This window comes from Avibacterium volantium, from assembly GCF_900635775.1.
In the GTDB taxonomy this organism is placed as follows: Bacteria; Pseudomonadota; Gammaproteobacteria; order Enterobacterales; family Pasteurellaceae; genus Avibacterium; species Avibacterium volantium.
In genome coordinates, this window is the sequence record NZ_LR134167.1 from 1,268,229 (window position 1) to 1,288,028 (window position 19,800).

Sequence of the window (19,800 nt, forward strand, 5' to 3'; positions counted from 1 at the left end):
TGGTTGTTTAGTCCAACTTTTGGGGTGCAGATCATTTTAAGGTGCTTTTTTGTTATCTCTATTTTAGAACGCATATTCAATTTTCGCCCAATAAGTGCGAGGCATTCCCATCAAAGCAAAACTGCGATCATATTTTCCGCGTTGTACTTGCCAATAATGTTTATTGAATAGATTTTCTATCCCAACACGCAGAATAAGATCTTGGTTTTGGCGAATTTGGAAACGATATTTCGCGCCAAGATCCACTGTGGTATAAGATGGGAACTCATAGGTTTTTGCGTAATTTTGGTAGGATTTTCCATAATATTGCACCGCACTACTTAATAACAGATTTGGTGCGAAACTTGGCTCCCATTCTACGGCTGCTTTGGCAATAATGCGTGGGCTTGCCACTTGAGCGCCATTGATGATTTCTCCTGCATAGCTTGAGAAATCAATGAGATCGCCTTTGTTATAAGTGATGCCAAAACTTGGACGTAAACGGCCTTCAAGTAAGTTTGCATAAAGGTTAAATTCAATCCCACGATTGCGTTCTTTACCTTGTTCTTCCCCTGAAGTGCGGTGATATTTTGTGGCAAATTTTGCACTGATGATGCCGGGACGTGTGATTTGGTAAAGGCTAAGTGTGGTGGTGAAGGTTTCACTCCAGTTTTTTCTTGCGCCTAGCTCAATTTGACGGCTTACACGCGGATCAGCCATTGTGCCATCTTCATCGACATAACCCGGTTCAAGATCTTCCAAATAATTTCCATAAAGGACAAAATTGGAATTTGGCACCCAAGCAAGGGTAAGCATTGGACTAAAGCGGTGCGCTTTGCCGTCCGTTTTAACAGATTTTTCTCCCGTTGTGGCGTTGGTTTGATAATTGGTTTGTTTGATCCATTGTAAGCGACCGCCTAAGGTTAAACGGATTTGATCGTCAAATAGCCCGAGCGTATCGGCTAAGGCAAGACTGTAAGATTTTAATTTTTGATCCGTATTGCCTTGGGCTAAAGGTTTGAAGTTATCCACTTGAGCAAAGTGAGGGGCGTAGAGATTACCCCCAGAAAATGGTTTAAGCACAGGGCTTTGATCGAAATCTCGTTCGCGTAGTACCGCATCAAAAGCCACATTCCAATTATGGCTTAATGTGCCAGTAAAATGATGGCCTTGTAATTTTAGATTTCCGCTTGTGGTACGAGTGATAAAGTCCATCGCACGCATTTGGCTAATTTTATAATCACCGTTAGGTTGAATATTAGTAGCAAGAATTTGCCCGAAATTGCCGTAATAATTTGACGTCATATGCCCAATGCCGCCAGATAAAGTCATCTCATAAGGTAAGTCATAAGAAGCGGTGAGCATAATGGTTTGATCGCGCGTGGTTTGCCATGACCAAGCGGGGATTAAATTGATCTCGCCATTTGGGGCTGCAGGTAAGGCATAAGTGAGATTTTGAATATCCTGTACCCTTGCACGTCCGCCGTGTGTGGCACGTTTGGCATAGAGATAATCCAAGGCAACACGCAATTTTTCACCACGATAATCGGCGGAAATGGCAAATTCTTTATTGCGTTCATCATAATGATCGCGTGCTGTATCACCATCACGGTAAAGTCCATTGATGCGAATGCCCCATTCTTTATTTGTCCCAAAGCGGCGACCAAAATCAAAAGATTCTTGTAAACGGGAATCACTAAACCAAGCAAAACCAAGGCGATTAATGTCTTTATCGGTGGCGCGTTTGGTTTCAATATTGATTGAAGCACCTGATGACCCTTCGGGATCCATTCCTACCGTGGCAGTGGATGCGCCTTTAATCAGTTGGGCTGAGCTGACAGCAGCGGTCGGGGAATTGTAAGTGGAATATAATCCCGCTAAGCCGTTCAAACTAAATTGACGGGCATCTAATTGTAAACTACGCACATAAACGCCTTGCAAGGTGTTAGTTTCACCACCAAAATTCATTACAGAAGCATCGGTTTTTGCGATTGCATCAACAATATTGCGTGGTTGGTTATCTGCCAGTGCTTGTTCATCATAATTCACTACGGTGATCGGCGAAGTAAAGGCTAGTTGTTCGCCTAAAAGGCTTAAATTGACTTCTGATTTGAGCTTATTGGTGGCTTTGAATTTTTCTAATTCAGTAACCACATTGATTTCATCTAACGATTGATTCGTTTCAGCTAAAGCGGAAAAAGAAACCCCAAAGAAAAGTGCGGTGTAAATTGCGCTCAATTTTACAGGAATGGAATATTGCATAAATTTCTCATTGATAATTTGTTGAACTTATAAATAAAAGAAAAGCTCCTTTCCTTTCATTTGCCTATAAAAACAAGGGCGATTATAGAGTAATTACATCGCTCCAATCAATGAGAATTATTCTTATTTACAAACTGATAGCCATTCGCATTCCTTTCTCCGCACTTTCATAGATCAACGCAATCAATTTCAGCACGTCAGTGGCTTGTTGGGCGGTAACTTGCAATGGGGCTTGTTCGCGGAGAGCGGCGTAGATGTTGTCGTAATAGGCTTGGTAGTTGCCGCGTTCGGTTTCAATGGGGCTGCGGATAACAATGCCGTTGATTTCGGTGTGCAGTAGTCCCCAGTCTTTTTCAGGCTCAGCGTTCCAATCGCCTTGTGGTTTTGTGCCTTTAAGCAATAAGGCTTCTTGGTTATCCATTGTGGCTTTGATGTAGCTACCTTTCGTGCCTTGCAACATAATATAAGGGGCAGGTTCGCGGGCGCATTTGGTGGAAGATAGCACCACTTTTTTGTCCGCATAATAGAAAATAATTTCAAAGTTATCTTCCGATTTTGCGCCTGCACGTTGTGCTTTCATATCCGCATAAAGTGCGGTGGGAATACCGAATAAATCTACGCAATGATCGATCAAATGCACGCCTAAATCATAAACTAGCCCAGAGCCAAATTCGCCCGTTTCTTTCCACGCTTTGCTATTCGGTTTTTGGCTGAACCGTTCGTAACGCATTTCATAATGCACAATTTCGCCCAACATTTGATGTTCAAGCAGTTTTTTCACCGTTAAAGCACCGTTATCCCAACGGCGATTTTGGTAAACGGAAAGCATTACATTATGCTGTTTGGCGAGTTTATCTAGCTCTTCTGCTTGCGCAGGGTAAACTGCAAGGGGCTTTTCTACGATGACATTTTTGTCTGCCAAAATAGCTTGTTTTGCCATTTCGTAATGGGTGAGATTAGGTGTGGTGATAATCACCAAGTCAATTTCTGGGCTGAGCAGTTGTTCAAACTGATGTACCACTTCAATATAAGGATAGGCCTGTTTCGCTTTTTCACTGTTGCGTTCAAACACTTTACGCACTTGAAAACGCGGATCGAGATCTAAAAAAGGCATATGAAAGGTTTTGGCGGACATTCCAAAGCCTGCAATGGCGACATTAATGATTTTTTCCATTTGATTTTCCTATTGAATTGCTTTTAACTTTTGTAAAATTTCTTGGTCAGGTAGAGCCTGAATTTTGCGAATACGTTGGATAAGCAGCACGGCGGCAACCGTTAAACTCACCACAAATCCCACCCAAAAACCTGCCGCACCAATGCTTGGCATTAACCAATCGGTACGCGATAAAATATAGCCCAATGGCATTCCAATGCCCCAATAACAGAACATAGTGATGTATAAAATGGATTTAGTGTCTTTATAGCCACGCAATGCCCCTGCGGTGATCACCTGAATGGTGTCAGAAAATTGGTATAAGGCAGAAATTAACAGCAAATGGCTGGCGATTAAAATCACGTCTTGATCTGAAACGTAAATTTTAGGAATTTGTTGATTAAATAAAACCACAATGAGTGCGGTAAAACAGGCTAGGCTTAGCCCTACAGCAAGCGCTGAATAGAATACTGCTTTTGCTTGTTGTAATGAGCTTTCGCCCAAACGTTGCCCTACTAAAATGGTAGTTGCCATTCCTAAAGACATTGGCAACATAAAAATAAAGGAGCTGGTCGTTAGTGCAATTTGGTGGCTAGCGACTACTTCTGTACCAAGAGGTGAAAGTAAAAGGGAAGAAAGGGCGAATAATGCCACTTCGCAAAATAGTGCAATACCAATAGGGAAGCCCAAGCCTAGCACTTTTTTTAAGGTGGAAAAGTCAGGTTTTTCAATGATTTTATCAAAAAGATGAATATCACGCTGACTGCGAGCTTGACGTGAATAGCTAATCATCATTAAGCACATTGCCCAGTTTACAATTGCTGTTGCAATGCCACAGCCCACCGCACCAAAGGCTGGCACGCCAAGTTTACCGTAAATAAAAATATAATTAAGCGGAATATTAAGAAATAATCCCGCAAAGGTGATCAGCATTGTTGGCGCCGTTTTGGCGATGCCGTCATTTAAACAGCGAAAATTGATCATCAGCAAATAACCGGGTAAGCCCCACAGCATTGCGTGCAGATAATCAATGGTTATTTGTGCCAATCTTGGCTCCATTTTCATATGGCTGATGACATAATCACTGTAATAAATAAACAAGCCAAGGGGAATACAGCTTAACACCACCACCCACATACCTTGTCGCACATAGTGAGCGATCCGCTGGCGTTGGCCTGAACCATTGAGATAAGAAATAATCGGCGGCAAGGCAAGCAGTAAACCGTGTCCTAATAAAATCAGCGGTAACCAAATGGACGCGCCCACCGAAATCGCCGCCATATCCGCAGCGCTGACGCGACCAGCCATAATGGTGTCCACAAAACCCATTGAATTTTGTGCCATTTGCGCCAGTAAAATGGGGAAGGCGATCGCCACCAATTTGCCCATTTCTTGGCGATGATGTTGAATGAAACTAAATAACATAAAAATATCCGAATTTGTTATATACTATTGCAAGTTTTACCGAATTTACGGTGATGATTTTTAAGATAAGAGAGCTAATTATGTTTACAGGAATCGTGCAGGGCGTAGCCCAAATTCATTCTATTGATGAAAAAACGCATTTTAGAACACAGGTAGTTAAAATGCCACAGGAATTAACCGAAAATCTGGAAATTGGTGCGTCTGTGGCAAATAACGGGGTCTGCTTAACCGTAACCAAAATTGAAGGGGATCTCGTCAGCTTTGATTTAATGACGGAAACCCTACGCATCACCAATTTAGGCGAATTGTGCCAAGGGGATTGGGTGAACATTGAGCGAGCGATGAAAATGGGTGATGAAATCGGCGGACATATTTTGTCTGGCCACGTTTACACCACCGCCAAGGTTTCGCAACGCATTGTGTCAGAAAATAACTTGCAAATTTGGTTCGAGTTGCCTGATCCTGCCTTGATGAAATATATTCTCACTAAGGGATTTATCGCCATTGATGGCATCAGCCTGACTATTGGCGAAGTGAAAGGCAACGAGTTTTGCGTGAACCTTATTCCAGAAACCATTCATCGCACCTTGATCGGCAAGCGTGAAGTGGGGGATTTCGTGAATATTGAAATCGATCCACAAACACAAGCTATTGTGGATACGGTAGAACGCTATTTAGCCAGCCGTGGTGAATAATGGCATAAAATGAAAAACTAAAGTGCGGTCGAAAATTACGAAATTTTTCACCGCACTTTTTTAATCGCATTCTGTGTTACGATGTGCAATATTCAGTAAACGGCACGCAACAGCGATATGGGGGCAATATGCAAAATGATTTTTGGAGTTCCGCGCTTTTTTCCATAAGCGTAACTTTACCGACCTTATTGTTGTTAATACTCGGCATCGGGCTGCGAAAACGCAAAATCATTGACGATAAATTCAGCCAGCAAGCCACTAGCGTGGTGTTCAAAATCACCTTGCCCGCCTTACTCTTTCTTAACGTATTTAAAAACCCTATTGCTGAGCTGAATGAACAGTTGGTGATGATTTGGGCGTGCGTGCTGGGAACCTTGTTACTGTTCCTTTGTGCGGAAATTTTTGCCGCAAAATTTGTGCAAGAAAAGCGAGAACGTGGCACTTTCGTGCAAGGTGTTTATCGCGGAAATTGTAGTATTTTAGGGCTAGCATTCTGCCTTAATGCCTATGGTGATGCCGCATTAGTGCCAGCCACCATTTATGCGGCCACTACGGCGATTATTTACAATGTGTTAGGCGTGATCACCTTAAGCCGCTCCCTTTCTGACGGCAAAGTGAATATTCCACGAATGATCTTAAATGTGGCAAAAAATCCCTTAATTATCAGCATAGTATTAGGCTTTTTAGCCAGTTATTTAAAATTGGCTATTCCTAAATTTATGCTTACCACAATCCAATATCTCGCCACAATGACCTTACCGCTTGCGTTGATCTGTGCTGGTGTCAGCATTGAATTAAAAGCCTTGTATAAAATTTCAGGCATTTCTTTATGGGCAAGCATAGGGCGAGTGATTGTTGCACCGATTTTTATGGTGTTACTGGGCAAATTATTTGGCTTTAGCGGCGTGAATTTAGGTGTGATTTTCTTAATGAATGCCACCCCAATGGCGGCCGCGGCTTATGCAATGGTGCGTGGAATGGGGGGCAACGCCAACACCGCAGCGAACATTATTGGCATTACCACTTTCGCATCAATGTTTATCTCTGCCTTAGGCTTAACCATTTTGCACCAAATGGGTTGGGTGTAAGCATAACGCTTAATAAAAAACAAAAGGGCGAAAATCTTCGCCCTAAAATTTGTTAAAAAAGCACCGCACTTTATGGGTTAAGCGAGATCTTCACCGCACAGCGTTCGCCTTGTTGGAGCGGTTGTGCAATTCTTGCAGTTTCCAAACAAACCATTGTTTTATAACCTGTTTCGCTAATTCCGCCAGTGGCTTTATGCCAAGGATTCCACAGCACCACATTGCTTGCATTATGATGTGCCACATTAATTGTACGCCCGTCCCCTTTATCGACAATGTGATGCGAAACAGGGGATTGCACCGTATAAATGCAATCAATATGCTGATCAATTAAACGTGGGGAAGGCACATTTTCTTGCTGCTGCGTTAATGCGTTGAAACATTCCGTTGGCAAGTTTTGCACTTCCACATTGGCCACATCGCTTAAATTAAAATAGCTATGCAAAGCAAGTTGGGCAGGCTCTTGTCCGTAATGCTGAAAAATAATTTCGCAATCTTTGCTAAAGATCATTGTGGTTTTGGCTTCAATCAAATGATCTGAAGAAAATAAACAAAATTCCAACCGCACTTTGTTTTCTTCAATTTCATAATCACTGAGCTGCCATAAACTGATGCGCGCATAACCGTGCGCAGGGGATTTTGCACCACCAAACCAAGGATAGCAAATTGGCACACCACCACGAATGGCATTGCCTAAGGTAAAAGGTTCAATTTCACTCAGCCAAAGCACGTCTTTCTGCGCGCCTTTCGGCTGCCAGCTAAATAAATGCGCACCTTGAAGCGAGATCAAGGCTTTACCCACTGGGTGATCTAACGCGATCACAGGGATTTCATTATATTGCTGCAAACTTAATGCTGGGGTGAGTTGTTTGATTATTGTTGTCATTAAATTATTCTCCTTTAACAATGTGAATTATTCACTTCTTCGCGTAAAAATTTTCCGTGTTGTAGGAAAATGGTGCGGTTGGTGAGCTTACCCAGTTCGGGATTATGCGTTACCATTACGATCGTTCGCCCTTGCTGATTGAGTTCGGTGAGCAAATCTAGCACCAGTTTTTCATTTTTTTCATCAAGGTTGCCAGTGGGTTCATCAGCGAAAATCACTGGAGGTTGATTAACCAGGGCGCGGGCGATACAAACCCGTTGCTGTTCACCACCCGAAAGCTGGCTTGGGCGGTGATCAAAACGGTGTGCTAACCCCACTTGCGCTAATACTGCTTTGGCAGCTTCTTCATCAACAACGCTGTGATAATGCTGCGCCAGCATTACATTTTCCAGCGCAGTCAAGTAAGGGATTAAATGGAATTGTTGGAATACCAAGCCGATTTTTTCTGCACGAAAGCGTTGGCGGCCAATTTCATCGAGTTGTGCAGCGTCTACGCCATCTAAAATCACTTTGCCCTCGCTTGCCGTATCAAGCCCCGTGAGAATGTTCATCAGTGTAGTTTTGCCAGAGCCTGATGCCCCCATTATGGCAACAAATTCCCCCTCAGCGATTTGGATATTAATGTCTTCAAGGGCGGTAACTTGCCCAAAGCGTTTATATAAATGTTGGGTTTCAATAACGTATTTTTCCATTTTATTCGCCTTTTAAAACGTTGGCAGTTTGAATTTCTAAAGCGCGGCGCGTTGGCACAATCACGGCAACAAAAGCCACGGTGAGCGAGAGCAGAATTGTGATTGGAATCACAGGTAAGCGCAAATCAATATAGGCTTTAAACACGGTGATACCGAGAATTTGTGCTAGTAAATACCCTAAGATTAGCCCCACGACAATAGCACAAAATGCGATAAGTAAAATTTCTGTGCCAATTTGCTTAATAATATCTTGCTGTTTTGCACCTAAGGCTTTTTGCAGCGCAAATTCTTTCGCTCGTTCGCCTACAATGGCAATTAAGGTGGTGTTCACGCAAAGGGTGGCGAGAATTAAAATCACCACTGAAATCAAGCCCATTAAGCCTTTGATTTTATCCAAAATTTGCCCTTCTGAGGCAGACACTTTTAGAATCGGGCGAATGGCAAGATCAGGATAGCGCTGTTGTAATTGTTGGGCGAATTGACTGACTTGTCCTTGATCGTTTTTCACATTGAGAAGCGCATTGGTGATTAAGCCCGTTTTATCTAGCCATTGTTGGGCAAATTCAAGATTGACAATCAGCATATTGTCCGTGGCATCACCACTTTCTACAATAGCTTTAATGGTAAAGTGGTGCTTTTCTGTTCCTTTGTTCAAGGTGATTTTATCGCCAAGGTTCAGGTTTAACCGTTGGGCAAGGGATTTGCCGATCATCGCATTGCGATCATCAAAATTCACCCCAATGGGTGATCCTGTGATTTGCCAATAAGGGGAAAGGGTTCGCATTGCATCAAACCACACGCCCATTATCACCACTTTTTCTAAATCTGCCCGTGCCACGCCATAAAGGTAAGGACTAGCGGCCGTAATTAAGCCTTGCGGTGCTTGGCTGAGAATTTGGTTGAAATCTTTTTCGTTCATCAAGCCACTGCTGTTTGAACCGATGTAAAAATTGGCCCCAAAGGTGCGCAGTTCTTGGCTCATTTTGGTGTTGATGTCGAAATACACCGCAGCCATTGCAGTAACGATACTTGCGCCGACAGTGAGTGCTGCGAAAATAATCATCACCCGTTGCAAGCGCAAGCGTAACGCATTGATAATTAAACGCCAAAACATTGTGCGCGCGTTGATTGAATGGGCATTATTGGCGGCCATACAACACCTCCACAGGATAAAGCTGAGCAATGCGATGAGCAGGGAACCAAGTGCCGATTAAGGCAATGATCATTGACAGTACCAACACGCAAGGCACTACGATCCAAGCGAAATCTAAAGGCGAGCCGAATAGGGTAATGCCGATAAATTTGGCCAACCCCCAACCTGCTACGCAACCAAGCGCACCACCGAGTAGGGCGCTGATAATGGCTTCGCAATAAAATAGTAAGACAATTTGCCATTGGTAAGCCCCAAGGGCTTTCATCAAGCCGATTTCTTTACTGCGTTCAATAATGGTGGTGGTCATCAACGAAGCAATCCCCATCGCCGCAGCGACTAATGCCGCAACGGTTACCACCGCGAGCAAGAGCTGGATTTTTTCAATTACCACTCCTTCAGAAGCCGCAACTTGCCAAATTGGGCGAACGACTGCGCCTGAAATGGCTTCTTCTAACTGATGAGAAATTGAAGACACATAAGCGGTGCAATACCAGCGATCGTATTCTTCGGCGGCTAAGGCATCGGGGTTATCTCGGGCTTTGCGCGAAAGTTTATTTTCTGGCACGGTAAGCGCGGAAACCTTGATCGCTTGCACTTTGCCAGATAAATTTAACAAATTTTGCACCGCACTTAAGGGCAGCACGAGCTGTTGTTCTTCCGCGCCACCGGTACTTAAAATCCCGACAATATGAAGATCAAGCTGGCGTTGCGTTTCGCCCTCGTGATAATTCAGTTGAATTTGATCACCGATTTTCCACCGCGTGCGATTGGCTAATTGATTGCCTAAAAGTGCGGGGATATTTTCGCCAATATTTTTCTGGCTATCGTCCACCCATTGCCCTTGCACTTTCCAATAAGGGCTAATAATGCGTTGCCCAGTGTGGTAGTCATCTTCATCAGGAATGGCAATGGGACGATCGAAAAATGTGCCTAAAATGCTGATGTTATGGGTATTGTTCTGCGTCAGATTTTTGCCTTCCACTTCTGCACTGAGCAGTGGCGCAAAGCCCACAATGTTATTACGCCAGAAAATATCTTTCACATTGGGCAATTCTTTTTCATCTAAAAAATCCTGCGTGGAAAGGCTGTTTCCTCCGTTTATTTCTGCGGAAAGCACCGCACTGCTGGCAGGTTCGATCAAAATATTAGCGCCATAGGATTTCAGCTCACGCGCCATTTTATCGCCAATATCAATGGACACCGCAAGCAGGGCAGAAACCAGCCCCGCGGCGAGAAAAATAGTCATAATGGCGAGCAATTTGCGCTTTAAACCGTGCCGCCAAGATTGCAATAACATTCGACTGAGCATTAGGGATTTTCCTCTTTCGCCACATAATTTTCAGGGTGATCGCGGAAAGCATTGAGATTTTGTTCGTTGGCAAAGAAATAGGTTTTGCCCGCATAATTATATTTATGCTCCGCTGTGGTATTTTTCAATGTTGTGCCGTCCACAGGATCTTTCACCGTTAATTCCACAATGGTGGAAAAATAGTTTAAGCCGTCTTCAAGGCTTTTTTTGCTGATGATCACTTCGCTGTCCGTTTGCTGCCAATCTTCAATCGGAACAGGGTTACAGCCGCCCGGTTTGCCGATGGACGGAATAAACATTCGCACGCCACAGCCCACGCAAACTACTTGATCCCCTTCCATGACATAGCCTTGATCGCCGCATAAAATGCAAGCGTCAAATACCGCGGCTAGGCTGAGATTTTTGCTTGAGCGGTTGATCAGGAAAAAACGCACCGCTTTGCCGTCACTGGCGATCCATACAAAGCGGTGTAGCTTGCCGTCTTTCACTTCTTCAATCGGAATATGAATGCGGTTTTGTTTATCGAGCGTAACAGGTTTTGCTTCAGAAAGTTGCGGTGGGCGAGAAGCGATTTGATCCCAATAAAGTTGCGCAGAAACAATGGTCAATAAGGCGATGCTTCCCCAGAAAAGCGTGCGTTGGCTGGTTTGTAATAGGGCTAATTTTTTCCGTTTTTCAATGGGGTGAAGCGTATTGTTTACCACAGTTTTGTTGGCAGAATGGATTTTAAGCGCAAATAAAATCAGGCTTAATGCGGTAAGTGCGGCGATAAAATAATTGCTATAACTGATTAAATTGCTGGATTTTGCCACGAAACTTAACCGCGCTTTGGTGAGATCAATCACTTGTAATTTTATCAAGCCAAGTAATACTTCACCGATTAAAGGCAAGAGTAAAAATAGGGTAGTGAGCGAAATCAGCAAAAAGGGAAGAGCGGTGCATTTTTTCGCTGTTTTTGTTTGTTTTAATAAAAGATAAAGCCAAGATGCAAATAAAAAGCAAAATATTAGGGCAAAAATCACCGCACTTAGGTGCAGGATAAAATCCGTGTTAATCACGTCCGTGTTGGTAATGGCGGAAATATTCGGATCGCGCGCCCATAGCACACCTGCGGCAAAACAAAGCACAAATTGGCAAAAATATGCGAGCTTGTTTGAACGGATAAAATGGGCAAGATAAAACAGCGCAAAAATCGCCATTAAGAAAATACTTAGCCCCAGTTTCATCGATTGAGAAGCAGGCAACTGCAAATAACCCACCGCCCCACAACTAAGCCCCAGCAGAGAAAACCAAAGGATTCGTTTTAAATTAAGGTTGTCATATTTCAGCCAATTCACGCCTAATAACAAAGCAATCGGCAAAACAGATTGAAGGAAAAAAACGAAGTAGTAGTTCATAATAATCTCAATCAAAAATCTAAATTTTTCTAATTATTCTGCTAACAAAACAATGAGAAAAATCGTATTTGAGTAACTTTAGTAACAATGAAACCTAGCACAGACGTGCTAGGTTAATTTTTATTTATTTTGCTGATTGAAAATGGATTATTTCAACCCAGTAAATTTAAACTCATAGCTTACATCAAAAGGTTTCCACCAGCGGCCTACACCTGTTTCACTGTCGGTGTGGCGGTGCATACCGGCTTTTGATGGTGGGTCGATGTGGTAGGTGACTTTGTAGTTACCCACGCCCATCATTTTTACGTTTGCACCATAATGTGGGCCATCGCCTGCGACCATTGGCATAAACGTGCCTTCTTGTTTTTCACCAGTGTCGGTGTTTACCAAGGTGTAAGCGATGGTTAAATATGGCATCCATTCGCCTTCGCCAAAACCGTTGTCGTTGCCTTTGGTAGCGTGAATATCTGCTTCAAGGTGAATGTCTGAGTCCTTAGCAGATAAGCCCATTCCACGCGGTTCCATATCAATAGGCTGTAAATAAACGGCAGCAATTTCCATACCATTCATTGTTACCGCTTCACCAATTGGGTATTCTTTGAAGGCAAGGGCTGAAGGGGCAGTTAAAATTCCTGCTAATAAAGTCGCTGCAACGAATGTTTTTTTCATAGGAACTCCTATTTATTAAAGGTTAAAAATCAATATTAAGCCTGTTTTTTGCTTTGGTGTTTCATATAGAACAAAGCAAAAACGGCTGCGATAAGTAAAATAGCCTGAGGCGTTAGGGTTTCAATGTAAGGATAAATGCCGAGCCACGAAATTTCTGGCACATTGGCAACCAGTGTTGGCTCAAACAGTTTTCCTTCAATCAGTTCTAGCACCGATTTTCCTGCGAAAATAAATGCCATTAAATACATAAAAGAACCAGTAAACATAAAGAACGGTTTTAGTGGCAACTTCACCACCGAATAACGCATAATCACATAGCAAATAGCAAGTACCACAACGCCCGCCACAATGCCAGCGAATAAATACACATAACTCATCGCGTTAGTGGCATCGCCAACCAGTGCATAATAGAACAACACGGTTTCTGCGCCCTCGCGATATACGGCAAGGAAACTGGTGATCCATAAACCAATGAGCGATCCGGTACTGAGCGCGGCGGACAGTTTTCCTTCTAAATAGCGTTTCCAATTTTGTGCTTCCACTTTGGAAAGTAGCCAATAGCTCATCATAAAGAGCATTACCACGGCAATCATCATCGTGAAACCTTCGAGTAATTCACGGCTTGCCCCCGAATTAGAGAACACCAGTTGGAAAATAGCCGCGGTGATAACACTGGCAATCAACGCCACATAGACCGATTGTTTAATTACTGGCAATTTATCTTGATGATTGTTTTTCACTAAATAAGCTACAATCGCTGCCACAATCAGCAAGGCTTCTAAGCCCTCACGCAGCATAATTAAGAAGCTATAAAGGAACATTGCCCAATCGCTTTGTTGATTGCCTTGCAACATTTCCACCGCTTTATTTAGGTTTTGTGCTAAACCTTGTGCTTGTTGATGCAGTTGTTCAGCGGGCTGATTAGCTTTCATCAGGCTCACTAAGCGAGTGAAGTAGCCCTCAATTTCTGTTTTAAAATTGCTATCGCGCGAACCAATTTTGTTTTCCATTCCGCTATTTTCAAAAATATCGAAATAAGTATCTTGCACCGCAAGCATCGCTTTTTTGTTTTCGCCTTTTTCAAACAGGGCAATGGCATTTTTGATCCCCGCATTAACCTGAGTTGCCACCTCGCTCCAGTTTTGCTTATCAGAAAAATCTTGCGAATTTTGCACCGCACTTTGCGTTGTTGCCTGTGCCGCTTTGGTGGTTGGCAGTTGCGGGAGCTGTTCTTCAATATCTTGTAACAGAGTGGTGATTTGATAGCCTAACGCATTAATTTGCTCGGGTTGCTCGCTGAGTTTAATCAAATCGTAAAACTGTTGATTAATGCTCGCCGAAGCCGCGGCGGAACGATTTTTACGAATGGACATTTCCATTTCGCTATTTTTATAGCCATCATATTGAGCTTGCTGAATGCGTTTCTTTGCCTGAGCAAATTCCCCTTTTTGATAGTCGCCAATTGCTTGGGCGAGTAAATCATCAATGATTTTAAAACTTTCTTGCCAATAAGGAGCGATTTCTTCGTGTTGATACACATCGTGTTGCGTGGACGCGTTGAGCTGATGCCCTTGCTCTAAAACGGGTAAAACCGCTTGAAGGTCTTGTTTGAGTTGATTGATTTTTGCCTGCACCTCATTCAGCGGTTTCCCCTCACCAATCATTTTACGAATTTCCCCAAACATCGCTTCCATTTGGTAGCTTTTTTGTGCGGAAAAGTTAATGCGAATCGGACCCTCTAAATTCTCAAATACTTCAAAATAAGCCATTTGCACTTCGGTGCGTGCATCATCAATTTGCTTTTCTTGGTAAAGCTGAGCGGTTTTATCAAGACGGTTTTCAATGTCTTGTACCCATTGTTGATAGTTTTCAGAAGCGAAGGAGAAAGAAGTAAAAAAGAGTAAAGTTAAGCACAGCAGATAACGACAATAACGCAAAAACACCATTTTTATTCTCTAATCTAAATAAAAGTTATTCTTATTTCCGCACTATTATCCGCCTATTAAAATATTTATCAAGTAGAAAAAACAGGCATTTTGCCTTTCTTGATGAAGATCAAGTTCTTGCTGACGATTAACCTTTTGATTTTTATTTGAACTTCCGTTACACTGTTTTGCATTAGTCGGGGTGCTTATTTAAGCTGAGATGATACCCGTGAACCTGATACAGCTAATACTGACGTAGGAAACTAATTATGCAAACGCTTCTTTTCTTATTAAATTCTCACCGCACTTCTTTTATTTTTAACGGCTTTTTTCCATCACGTTGATTGGTGAATGAACGATGAAAGCCATCGAAATTTCCGATCTTAAACTCAGTTTTGCTGAGCAACCTTTGTTTGAGCATTTTCATTTTAGCGTATTACAAGGGGAGTGGGTGGCGTTGCTTGGCGCATCAGGCGTGGGGAAATCAACCTTATTGCGTGCTATTGCTGGGTTAGAAAATCAAGCGATTGTGCAAGGGCGTATTCAATGTTCTGGCAATATCGCTTGGCTTGCGCAGCAGGATAGTTTGTATCCTTGGCTGTCTATTTTAGATAATGTTCAGCTTTATCAGCATCTTACTCATAGCAAAACGAAAAAAACGGAAGAAAAAGCCCGCACTTTATTAAGGGCGGTGAAAATGGAGCAACATTTGCATAAGCCTTGCTATCAGCTTTCTGGTGGACAGCGGCAGCGCGTGGCGTTGGCCCGAACGCTAATGCAAGATGCAGAGATTATTTTAATGGACGAACCCTTTTCCGCGTTAGATGCCGTAACTCGCTTGCAATTACAGCAGCTTTCACATCAGTTATTGGCAGATAAAACCGTGTTGCTTATCACCCACGATCCGCAAGAAGCCTTATTGCTAGCCGATAAAATCTATATTTTGCACCAACAACCCGTTCAGCTTTCACCGCACATTTGCCCGCAAGGCAAAGCACCGAGAGATTTTTCGCAAGAGAAATTATGGCAATTACAGCAATATTTATTTAAGCAGTTAATGGGGGAACATTAATGTTTGCGTGGCAAAGCCTATTTCGAGCATTGATAATGACCTTATTTTTCGCCTTGTGCTGGCAAGGGGCGATTTCAATTTTTGCGATCCCACATTATTTATTGCCTGAACCTGTTGCCGTGCTAAATGAAGTATCTTCACAATGGGCTTTATTATTTATGCACGCCAAAATTACTTTATGGGAAATTTTATTAGGGCTGGTGTTGGGGTTTTTATTTGGTTTGCTTTCTGCTTTATTGTTGGCTTCTTCACAAACACTTTCAGCCTTTTTATTGCCCATTTTAATTGCTTCGCAGGCGATTCCCGTTTTTGCCATTGCACCATTATTGGTGCTTTGGTTTGGTTATGGCATTGCATCAAAAATTGCGATGACCATTTTGATTATTTATTTCCCTGTTACCGCCGCCTGTTATGACGGCTTGCGTAACACCCCAAAGCAATGGTTAGAGCTGGCGCAAACAATGGGAATTTCATCAAGGCAATTATTATTTAAGGTTCGCTTACCTGCCGCTTTGCCTGCGTTAGCCTCGGGCTTGCGCATTGCGGTTTCTGTTGCCCCCATTGGGGCGATTGTGGGGGAATGGGTAGGATCATCACAAGGGCTTGGTTATTTAATGTTGCAAGCCAATGCACGAATTCAAATTAGTTTAATGTTCGCGGCGTTGTTTATTTTGGTGGTTATCGCACTCTTGCTGTATTTCGTGATAGATAAATTGCTTCACCGCATTATTCCTTGGGTCTGTCATTTACGTTAGGAGAAAAAATGAAAAAACAATGGTATTTATGCAGTTTAATTTTCGCTTTAGGTATGAGCATTAGCGCGCAAGCTAAAGAAAAATTAACCTTATTGCTGGATTGGTTTGTCAACCCAGATCACGCTGCCATTATTGTGGCGCAGCAAAAAGGCTTTTTTGCGGAAAATGGGTTGCAGGTTGAGATTATCGAGCCTGCTGATCCTTCAATGCCGCCTAAATTAGTGGCAGCAGGGCAGGCAGATTTAGCGGTGGATTATCAGCCACAGCTGCAAATGCAAGTGGCAGAGGGTTTGCCGCTGGTGCGTGTTGGCACCTTAATTTCAACGCCGTTAAATAGCCTTGTGGTGCTAAAAGATAGCGGTATTGAACAAATTGCCGATTTAAAAGGGAAAAAGATCGGCTATTCCGTGAGCGGTTTTGAAGATGCGTTACTTGGCGCAATGCTGAAATCTGCCCACCTTTCTTTAAATGATGTGGAATTAGTGAACGTCAATTGGTCGCTTTCTCCCGCATTATTTAGCGGACAAGTCGATGCGGTAATCGGCGCATTTCGTAATTTTGAGCTAAATCAGATGGCGATAGAAAAGAAACCGGGCAAGGCGTTTTATCCAGAAGAACAGGGCGTGCCAATGTATGATGAATTGATTGTCGTGGCCAATAAAAATCAGCTTCCTGCGAAAAAAATTCGTGCATTTTTGACCGCACTTGAACAAGCCAGCGTTTATATCTTAAACCACCCACAACAAAGTTGGCAGGCGTTTGTGAGCTATAAACCGCAAGATTTAGACAACGAACTCAATCGCTTGGCTTGGCGTGATACCTTGCCACGTTTAAGTTTACGCCCAAGCGCTTTAGATAACGCTCGTTATGAGAAAATGGCACAATTTATGCAACAACAAGGCCTGATTAAGCAGATTCCTAAATTGTCTGATTATGCCATTCAAGTGGAATAAGAAATAGGGTTGGTAAAAAGTGCGGTGAAAAATACCGCACTTTTTTATGCACAAATCTCAGGAATTTGAGCTAGCTGTTCTAGTTGATAATCCGCTAATGCCCAACGTGGATCCTTGCGTTCAACGGGAGCTGGGATAACAGCGCAGCGCATTGAAGCGGCTTTTACCGCAGTCATTCCTAACACGGAATCTTCAACGCCTAAACAGGCTTGGGATTCAACACCTAATTGTTGTGCCGCGTGTAAATAAACCTGCGGGTGCGGTTTGTTGTAATCTAATTCTGTGGCTGATGAGAGATACTGGAAATAAGACGCAATGCCGCAGCGTTCGGTGATTTGTTCCAATAAATAACGTGGCGAAGCGGAAGCAACCGCCAGCTTACAACCAAGTGCGGTGAGTTTTTCAAGGGTTTCTGGCACATTTGGCATTAACGGCTTATTTTCTAAAATCATTGAAATGGCGCAGTCATTCATTCGTTTGACCATTTCTTCAACAGGAACAGGCATTTGTTGATAGCGTTGATAAACGGTTTTGACAATGCCAAGAGCTGGCATTCCCGTGAGTTCTTGCATTTCTTGCAAGCTAACAGGAATACCAATTTGCCCAAATACTTCCACGCCCGCTTGTTTCCAAAAAGGTTCGGAATCAATCAGAACACCGTCCATATCGAAGATTACTGCTTGAAATTTCATAGATTCCCCTTGAGTATTTTTTCAATGATCGCGTTGGTGAGCGCCACATAATGAGCAGAAAAGCGATGACTAAAATTTAACAAATAATAAAGCTGATAAAGCGGTTTGCGTTGCGCATAGCCTTCGTCAATCGGCAAAGTGCGGTGATAATTTTGATAGAATGTTTCAGGAAACGGTTGGAATAATTCACTAAATGCCAGATCACACTCGTGATCACCCCAGTAACAGGCAGGATCGTAAGTAAAAGGTTGACCATTTGCCACAGCACAGTTTTCAATCCAAAGATTGCCGTGCAACAAGGCCGGTTTTGGCTGATGTTTAGCTAGCCCTTTGGCGACAACGGCGACTAATTTATCAATATCAGTAAACGCTAAACCTTTCTCTTTACAGATCTGTAATTGCCAGCCAATACGTTGTTCGCTGAAAAATTTCGCCCAATTATCCGACCAACCATTTGGCTGATAAACCGGCCCAAGCCAAGTGTCAAAATCGAGCCCATAATGCTCGGCATTGCCCCATTGGTGCAAGTTGGCTAATTGCGTGCCAAATTGTGCCATTGATTGCGCGTTAGGTTCGCTGAAAGGAAGAGCTTCGAGCAGTAAAAAACTGTGGTTTTGTGAACAGCCTACGCCGTAAACTTGCGGTACTTGAATCGTCCCTGTTTTGGCTAGTAATTCCAGCTGATCGGCTTCGGCACGAAACATAGAGCGGTAGGATTTTTCATTAATTTTCACAAAAACGGGCTGGATTCCATCATCAATAATCCAAGCTTCGTGCATTTCGCCAGTATGCACTTTGCGTTTTTGCTTGATAAAATAATATGCACCAAGATGTTCGGCTAAAACTTGAGAAATTGATTTCCACATAAGTCCCCCCATATTCAACTTGCGCCACGCCTTGATCATAAAGGAAATGGGCAAAATAATCTGTGATGAACTTCAAGTTTTTTATTTGCGGAGAGAAAAATTTGCGGTAAGGTAGCGTCTATTCGCTTAAATTGTTTAGTAGGAAGCAAAAAATGAAATTATACGTTTATGATCATTGTCCATTCTGCGTGCGTGCCAGAATGATTTTTGGCTTGAAAAATTTGCCAGTGGAAGAGCAAGTGTTATTGAGTGATGACGAAGCCACGCCAGTCGCACTCATCGGCAAAAAAATGGCACCAATTTTGATTAAAGAAGACGGCACGGCAATGCCAGAAAGTTTGGATATTGTCCATTATGTGGATCAAAATTATGGTGATCTGTTGTTGCCAGATGATGATGTGCGTAGCGATCTGCAAGCGTGGATGCAGGCAGTGAGCCGTTATTATAACCATCTTTTATTACCGCGTTTTGTGAAATTAGGCTTACCTGAATTTGCTACCCAAAGTGCGGTGGATTATTTCGTTAAAAAGAAAACGGAAAGTATTGGTGATTTCGCCGAAAATCTGGCAAATTCTGCCCAATATATCGAAAAATTACAGCAAGATTTCACCGCACTTGAGTATTTGATTTTGTCAGAAAATGGCGCAAATGATCAGCTTTCTATGGAAGATATTTTGCTTTTCCCAATGCTGCGTAATCTCACTTGTGTGAAAGGGCTGAATTTCCCGCCGAAAACACGGGCTTATGTGGAAACAATGGCGAAATTAGCTCAAGTGGAATTATATTTCGATAAAGCGGTTTAACCCACAAAAAGCCCGGTAAAATGGGGCAG

18 protein-coding genes and 1 riboswitch are annotated in these 19,800 nt (G+C 42.9%); of the genes, 6 read left to right on the plus strand and 12 right to left on the minus strand.

Translation table 11 applies throughout. From position 1 onward, the window contains the following. Window positions 1–63: 63 nt before the first annotated feature. The 3 genes from ELZ61_RS06155 to ELZ61_RS06165 all read right to left on the minus strand — a co-directional run bounded on the left by ELZ61_RS06155 (window position 64) and on the right by ELZ61_RS06165 (window position 4,819). The gene (locus ELZ61_RS06155; protein ID WP_126372191.1) at window positions 64–2,241 is read right to left on the minus strand and encodes a TonB-dependent receptor; all 2,178 of its coding nucleotides are present in this window, start codon (window positions 2,239–2,241) and stop codon (window positions 64–66) included. 127 nt (window positions 2,242–2,368) lie between these two features. Next, on the minus strand, window positions 2,369–3,415 hold the full coding sequence (locus tag ELZ61_RS06160; protein ID WP_126372193.1) for a Gfo/Idh/MocA family oxidoreductase: 1,047 nt from the start codon (window positions 3,413–3,415) through the stop codon (window positions 2,369–2,371). 9 nt (window positions 3,416–3,424) lie between these two features. After that, the gene (locus ELZ61_RS06165; RefSeq protein WP_126372195.1) at window positions 3,425–4,819 is read right to left on the minus strand and encodes an MATE family efflux transporter; all 1,395 of its coding nucleotides are present in this window, start codon (window positions 4,817–4,819) and stop codon (window positions 3,425–3,427) included. Between the two features lie 80 nt (window positions 4,820–4,899). Here ELZ61_RS06165 and ELZ61_RS06170 point away from each other — a divergent pair, with 80 nt between their 5' ends. After that, complete coding sequence (locus ELZ61_RS06170; protein ID WP_126372197.1) at window positions 4,900–5,514, plus strand: riboflavin synthase subunit alpha; 615 nt, start codon at window positions 4,900–4,902, stop codon at window positions 5,512–5,514. Window positions 5,515–5,642: 128 nt separating this feature from the next. After that, entirely contained in the window at window positions 5,643–6,602 is a 960-nt protein-coding gene (locus ELZ61_RS06175) for an AEC family transporter (RefSeq protein ID WP_103855650.1), read from the plus strand. 70 nt (window positions 6,603–6,672) lie between these two features. On the opposite strand, the gene ELZ61_RS06180 is transcribed toward ELZ61_RS06175, so the two are convergent. From ELZ61_RS06180 to ELZ61_RS06210, 7 genes are all read right to left on the minus strand, one after another. Next, complete coding sequence (locus tag ELZ61_RS06180) at window positions 6,673–7,485, minus strand: D-hexose-6-phosphate mutarotase (RefSeq protein ID WP_126372199.1); 813 nt, start codon at window positions 7,483–7,485, stop codon at window positions 6,673–6,675. Window positions 7,486–7,499: 14 nt separating this feature from the next. Next, window positions 7,500–8,177 carry an ABC transporter ATP-binding protein gene (locus ELZ61_RS06185; protein WP_103852591.1) on the minus strand — a complete coding sequence of 226 codons (678 nt, stop codon included), beginning with the start codon at window positions 8,175–8,177 and terminating at the stop codon, window positions 7,500–7,502. A gap of 1 nt (window position 8,178) precedes the next feature. Next, window positions 8,179–9,291, minus strand: coding sequence for an ABC transporter permease (locus ELZ61_RS06190; protein WP_126373612.1), 1,113 nt, complete (start codon window positions 9,289–9,291; stop codon window positions 8,179–8,181). Window positions 9,292–9,316: 25 nt separating this feature from the next. Next, window positions 9,317–10,639, minus strand: coding sequence for an ABC transporter permease (locus ELZ61_RS06195; RefSeq protein WP_126372201.1), 1,323 nt, complete (start codon window positions 10,637–10,639; stop codon window positions 9,317–9,319). Continuing rightward, on the minus strand, window positions 10,639–12,036 hold the full coding sequence (locus ELZ61_RS06200; RefSeq protein ID WP_126372203.1) for a Fe-S-containing protein: 1,398 nt from the start codon (window positions 12,034–12,036) through the stop codon (window positions 10,639–10,641). The genes ELZ61_RS06195 and ELZ61_RS06200 overlap by 1 nt, the downstream gene beginning before the upstream one ends. A gap of 147 nt (window positions 12,037–12,183) precedes the next feature. Further along, entirely contained in the window at window positions 12,184–12,705 is a 522-nt protein-coding gene (locus ELZ61_RS06205) for an iron transporter (RefSeq protein WP_017805905.1), read from the minus strand. 35 nt (window positions 12,706–12,740) lie between these two features. Then, complete coding sequence (locus ELZ61_RS06210) at window positions 12,741–14,651, minus strand: FTR1 family iron permease (RefSeq protein ID WP_126372205.1); 1,911 nt, start codon at window positions 14,649–14,651, stop codon at window positions 12,741–12,743. Window positions 14,652–14,818: 167 nt separating this feature from the next. Beyond that, window positions 14,819–14,909, plus strand: a riboswitch (TPP riboswitch). Between the two features lie 79 nt (window positions 14,910–14,988). Here ELZ61_RS06210 and ELZ61_RS06215 point away from each other — a divergent pair. Genes ELZ61_RS06215 through ELZ61_RS06225 form a run of 3 tightly spaced genes read left to right on the plus strand, consistent with a single transcriptional unit; the run spans window position 14,989 to window position 17,410 of the window. After that, window positions 14,989–15,702: an ABC transporter ATP-binding protein gene (locus tag ELZ61_RS06215; RefSeq protein ID WP_126372207.1), complete on the plus strand. Its 714-nt coding sequence runs from the start codon at window positions 14,989–14,991 to the stop codon at window positions 15,700–15,702. Then, window positions 15,702–16,457: an ABC transporter permease gene (locus ELZ61_RS06220; RefSeq protein ID WP_126372209.1), complete on the plus strand. Its 756-nt coding sequence runs from the start codon at window positions 15,702–15,704 to the stop codon at window positions 16,455–16,457. The genes ELZ61_RS06215 and ELZ61_RS06220 overlap by 1 nt, the downstream gene beginning before the upstream one ends. Before the next feature lie 8 nt (window positions 16,458–16,465). Beyond that, the gene (locus ELZ61_RS06225) at window positions 16,466–17,410 is read left to right on the plus strand and encodes an ABC transporter substrate-binding protein (protein ID WP_126372211.1); all 945 of its coding nucleotides are present in this window, start codon (window positions 16,466–16,468) and stop codon (window positions 17,408–17,410) included. A gap of 44 nt (window positions 17,411–17,454) precedes the next feature. On the opposite strand, the gene hxpB is transcribed toward ELZ61_RS06225, so the two are convergent. After that, entirely contained in the window at window positions 17,455–18,102 is a 648-nt protein-coding gene (gene hxpB / locus ELZ61_RS06230; RefSeq protein WP_126372213.1) for a hexitol phosphatase HxpB, read from the minus strand. Then, window positions 18,099–18,968, minus strand: coding sequence for a fructosamine kinase family protein (locus ELZ61_RS06235; RefSeq protein ID WP_126372215.1), 870 nt, complete (start codon window positions 18,966–18,968; stop codon window positions 18,099–18,101). The genes hxpB and ELZ61_RS06235 overlap by 4 nt, the downstream gene beginning before the upstream one ends. Window positions 18,969–19,120: 152 nt before the next feature. Between ELZ61_RS06235 and grxB the strand changes: the two genes are divergently transcribed. Next, window positions 19,121–19,771 (plus strand): glutaredoxin 2, encoded by a 651-nt coding sequence (gene grxB, locus ELZ61_RS06240; protein ID WP_126372217.1) that lies wholly within the window; start codon window positions 19,121–19,123, stop codon window positions 19,769–19,771. Window positions 19,772–19,800: the final 29 nt, after the last annotated feature.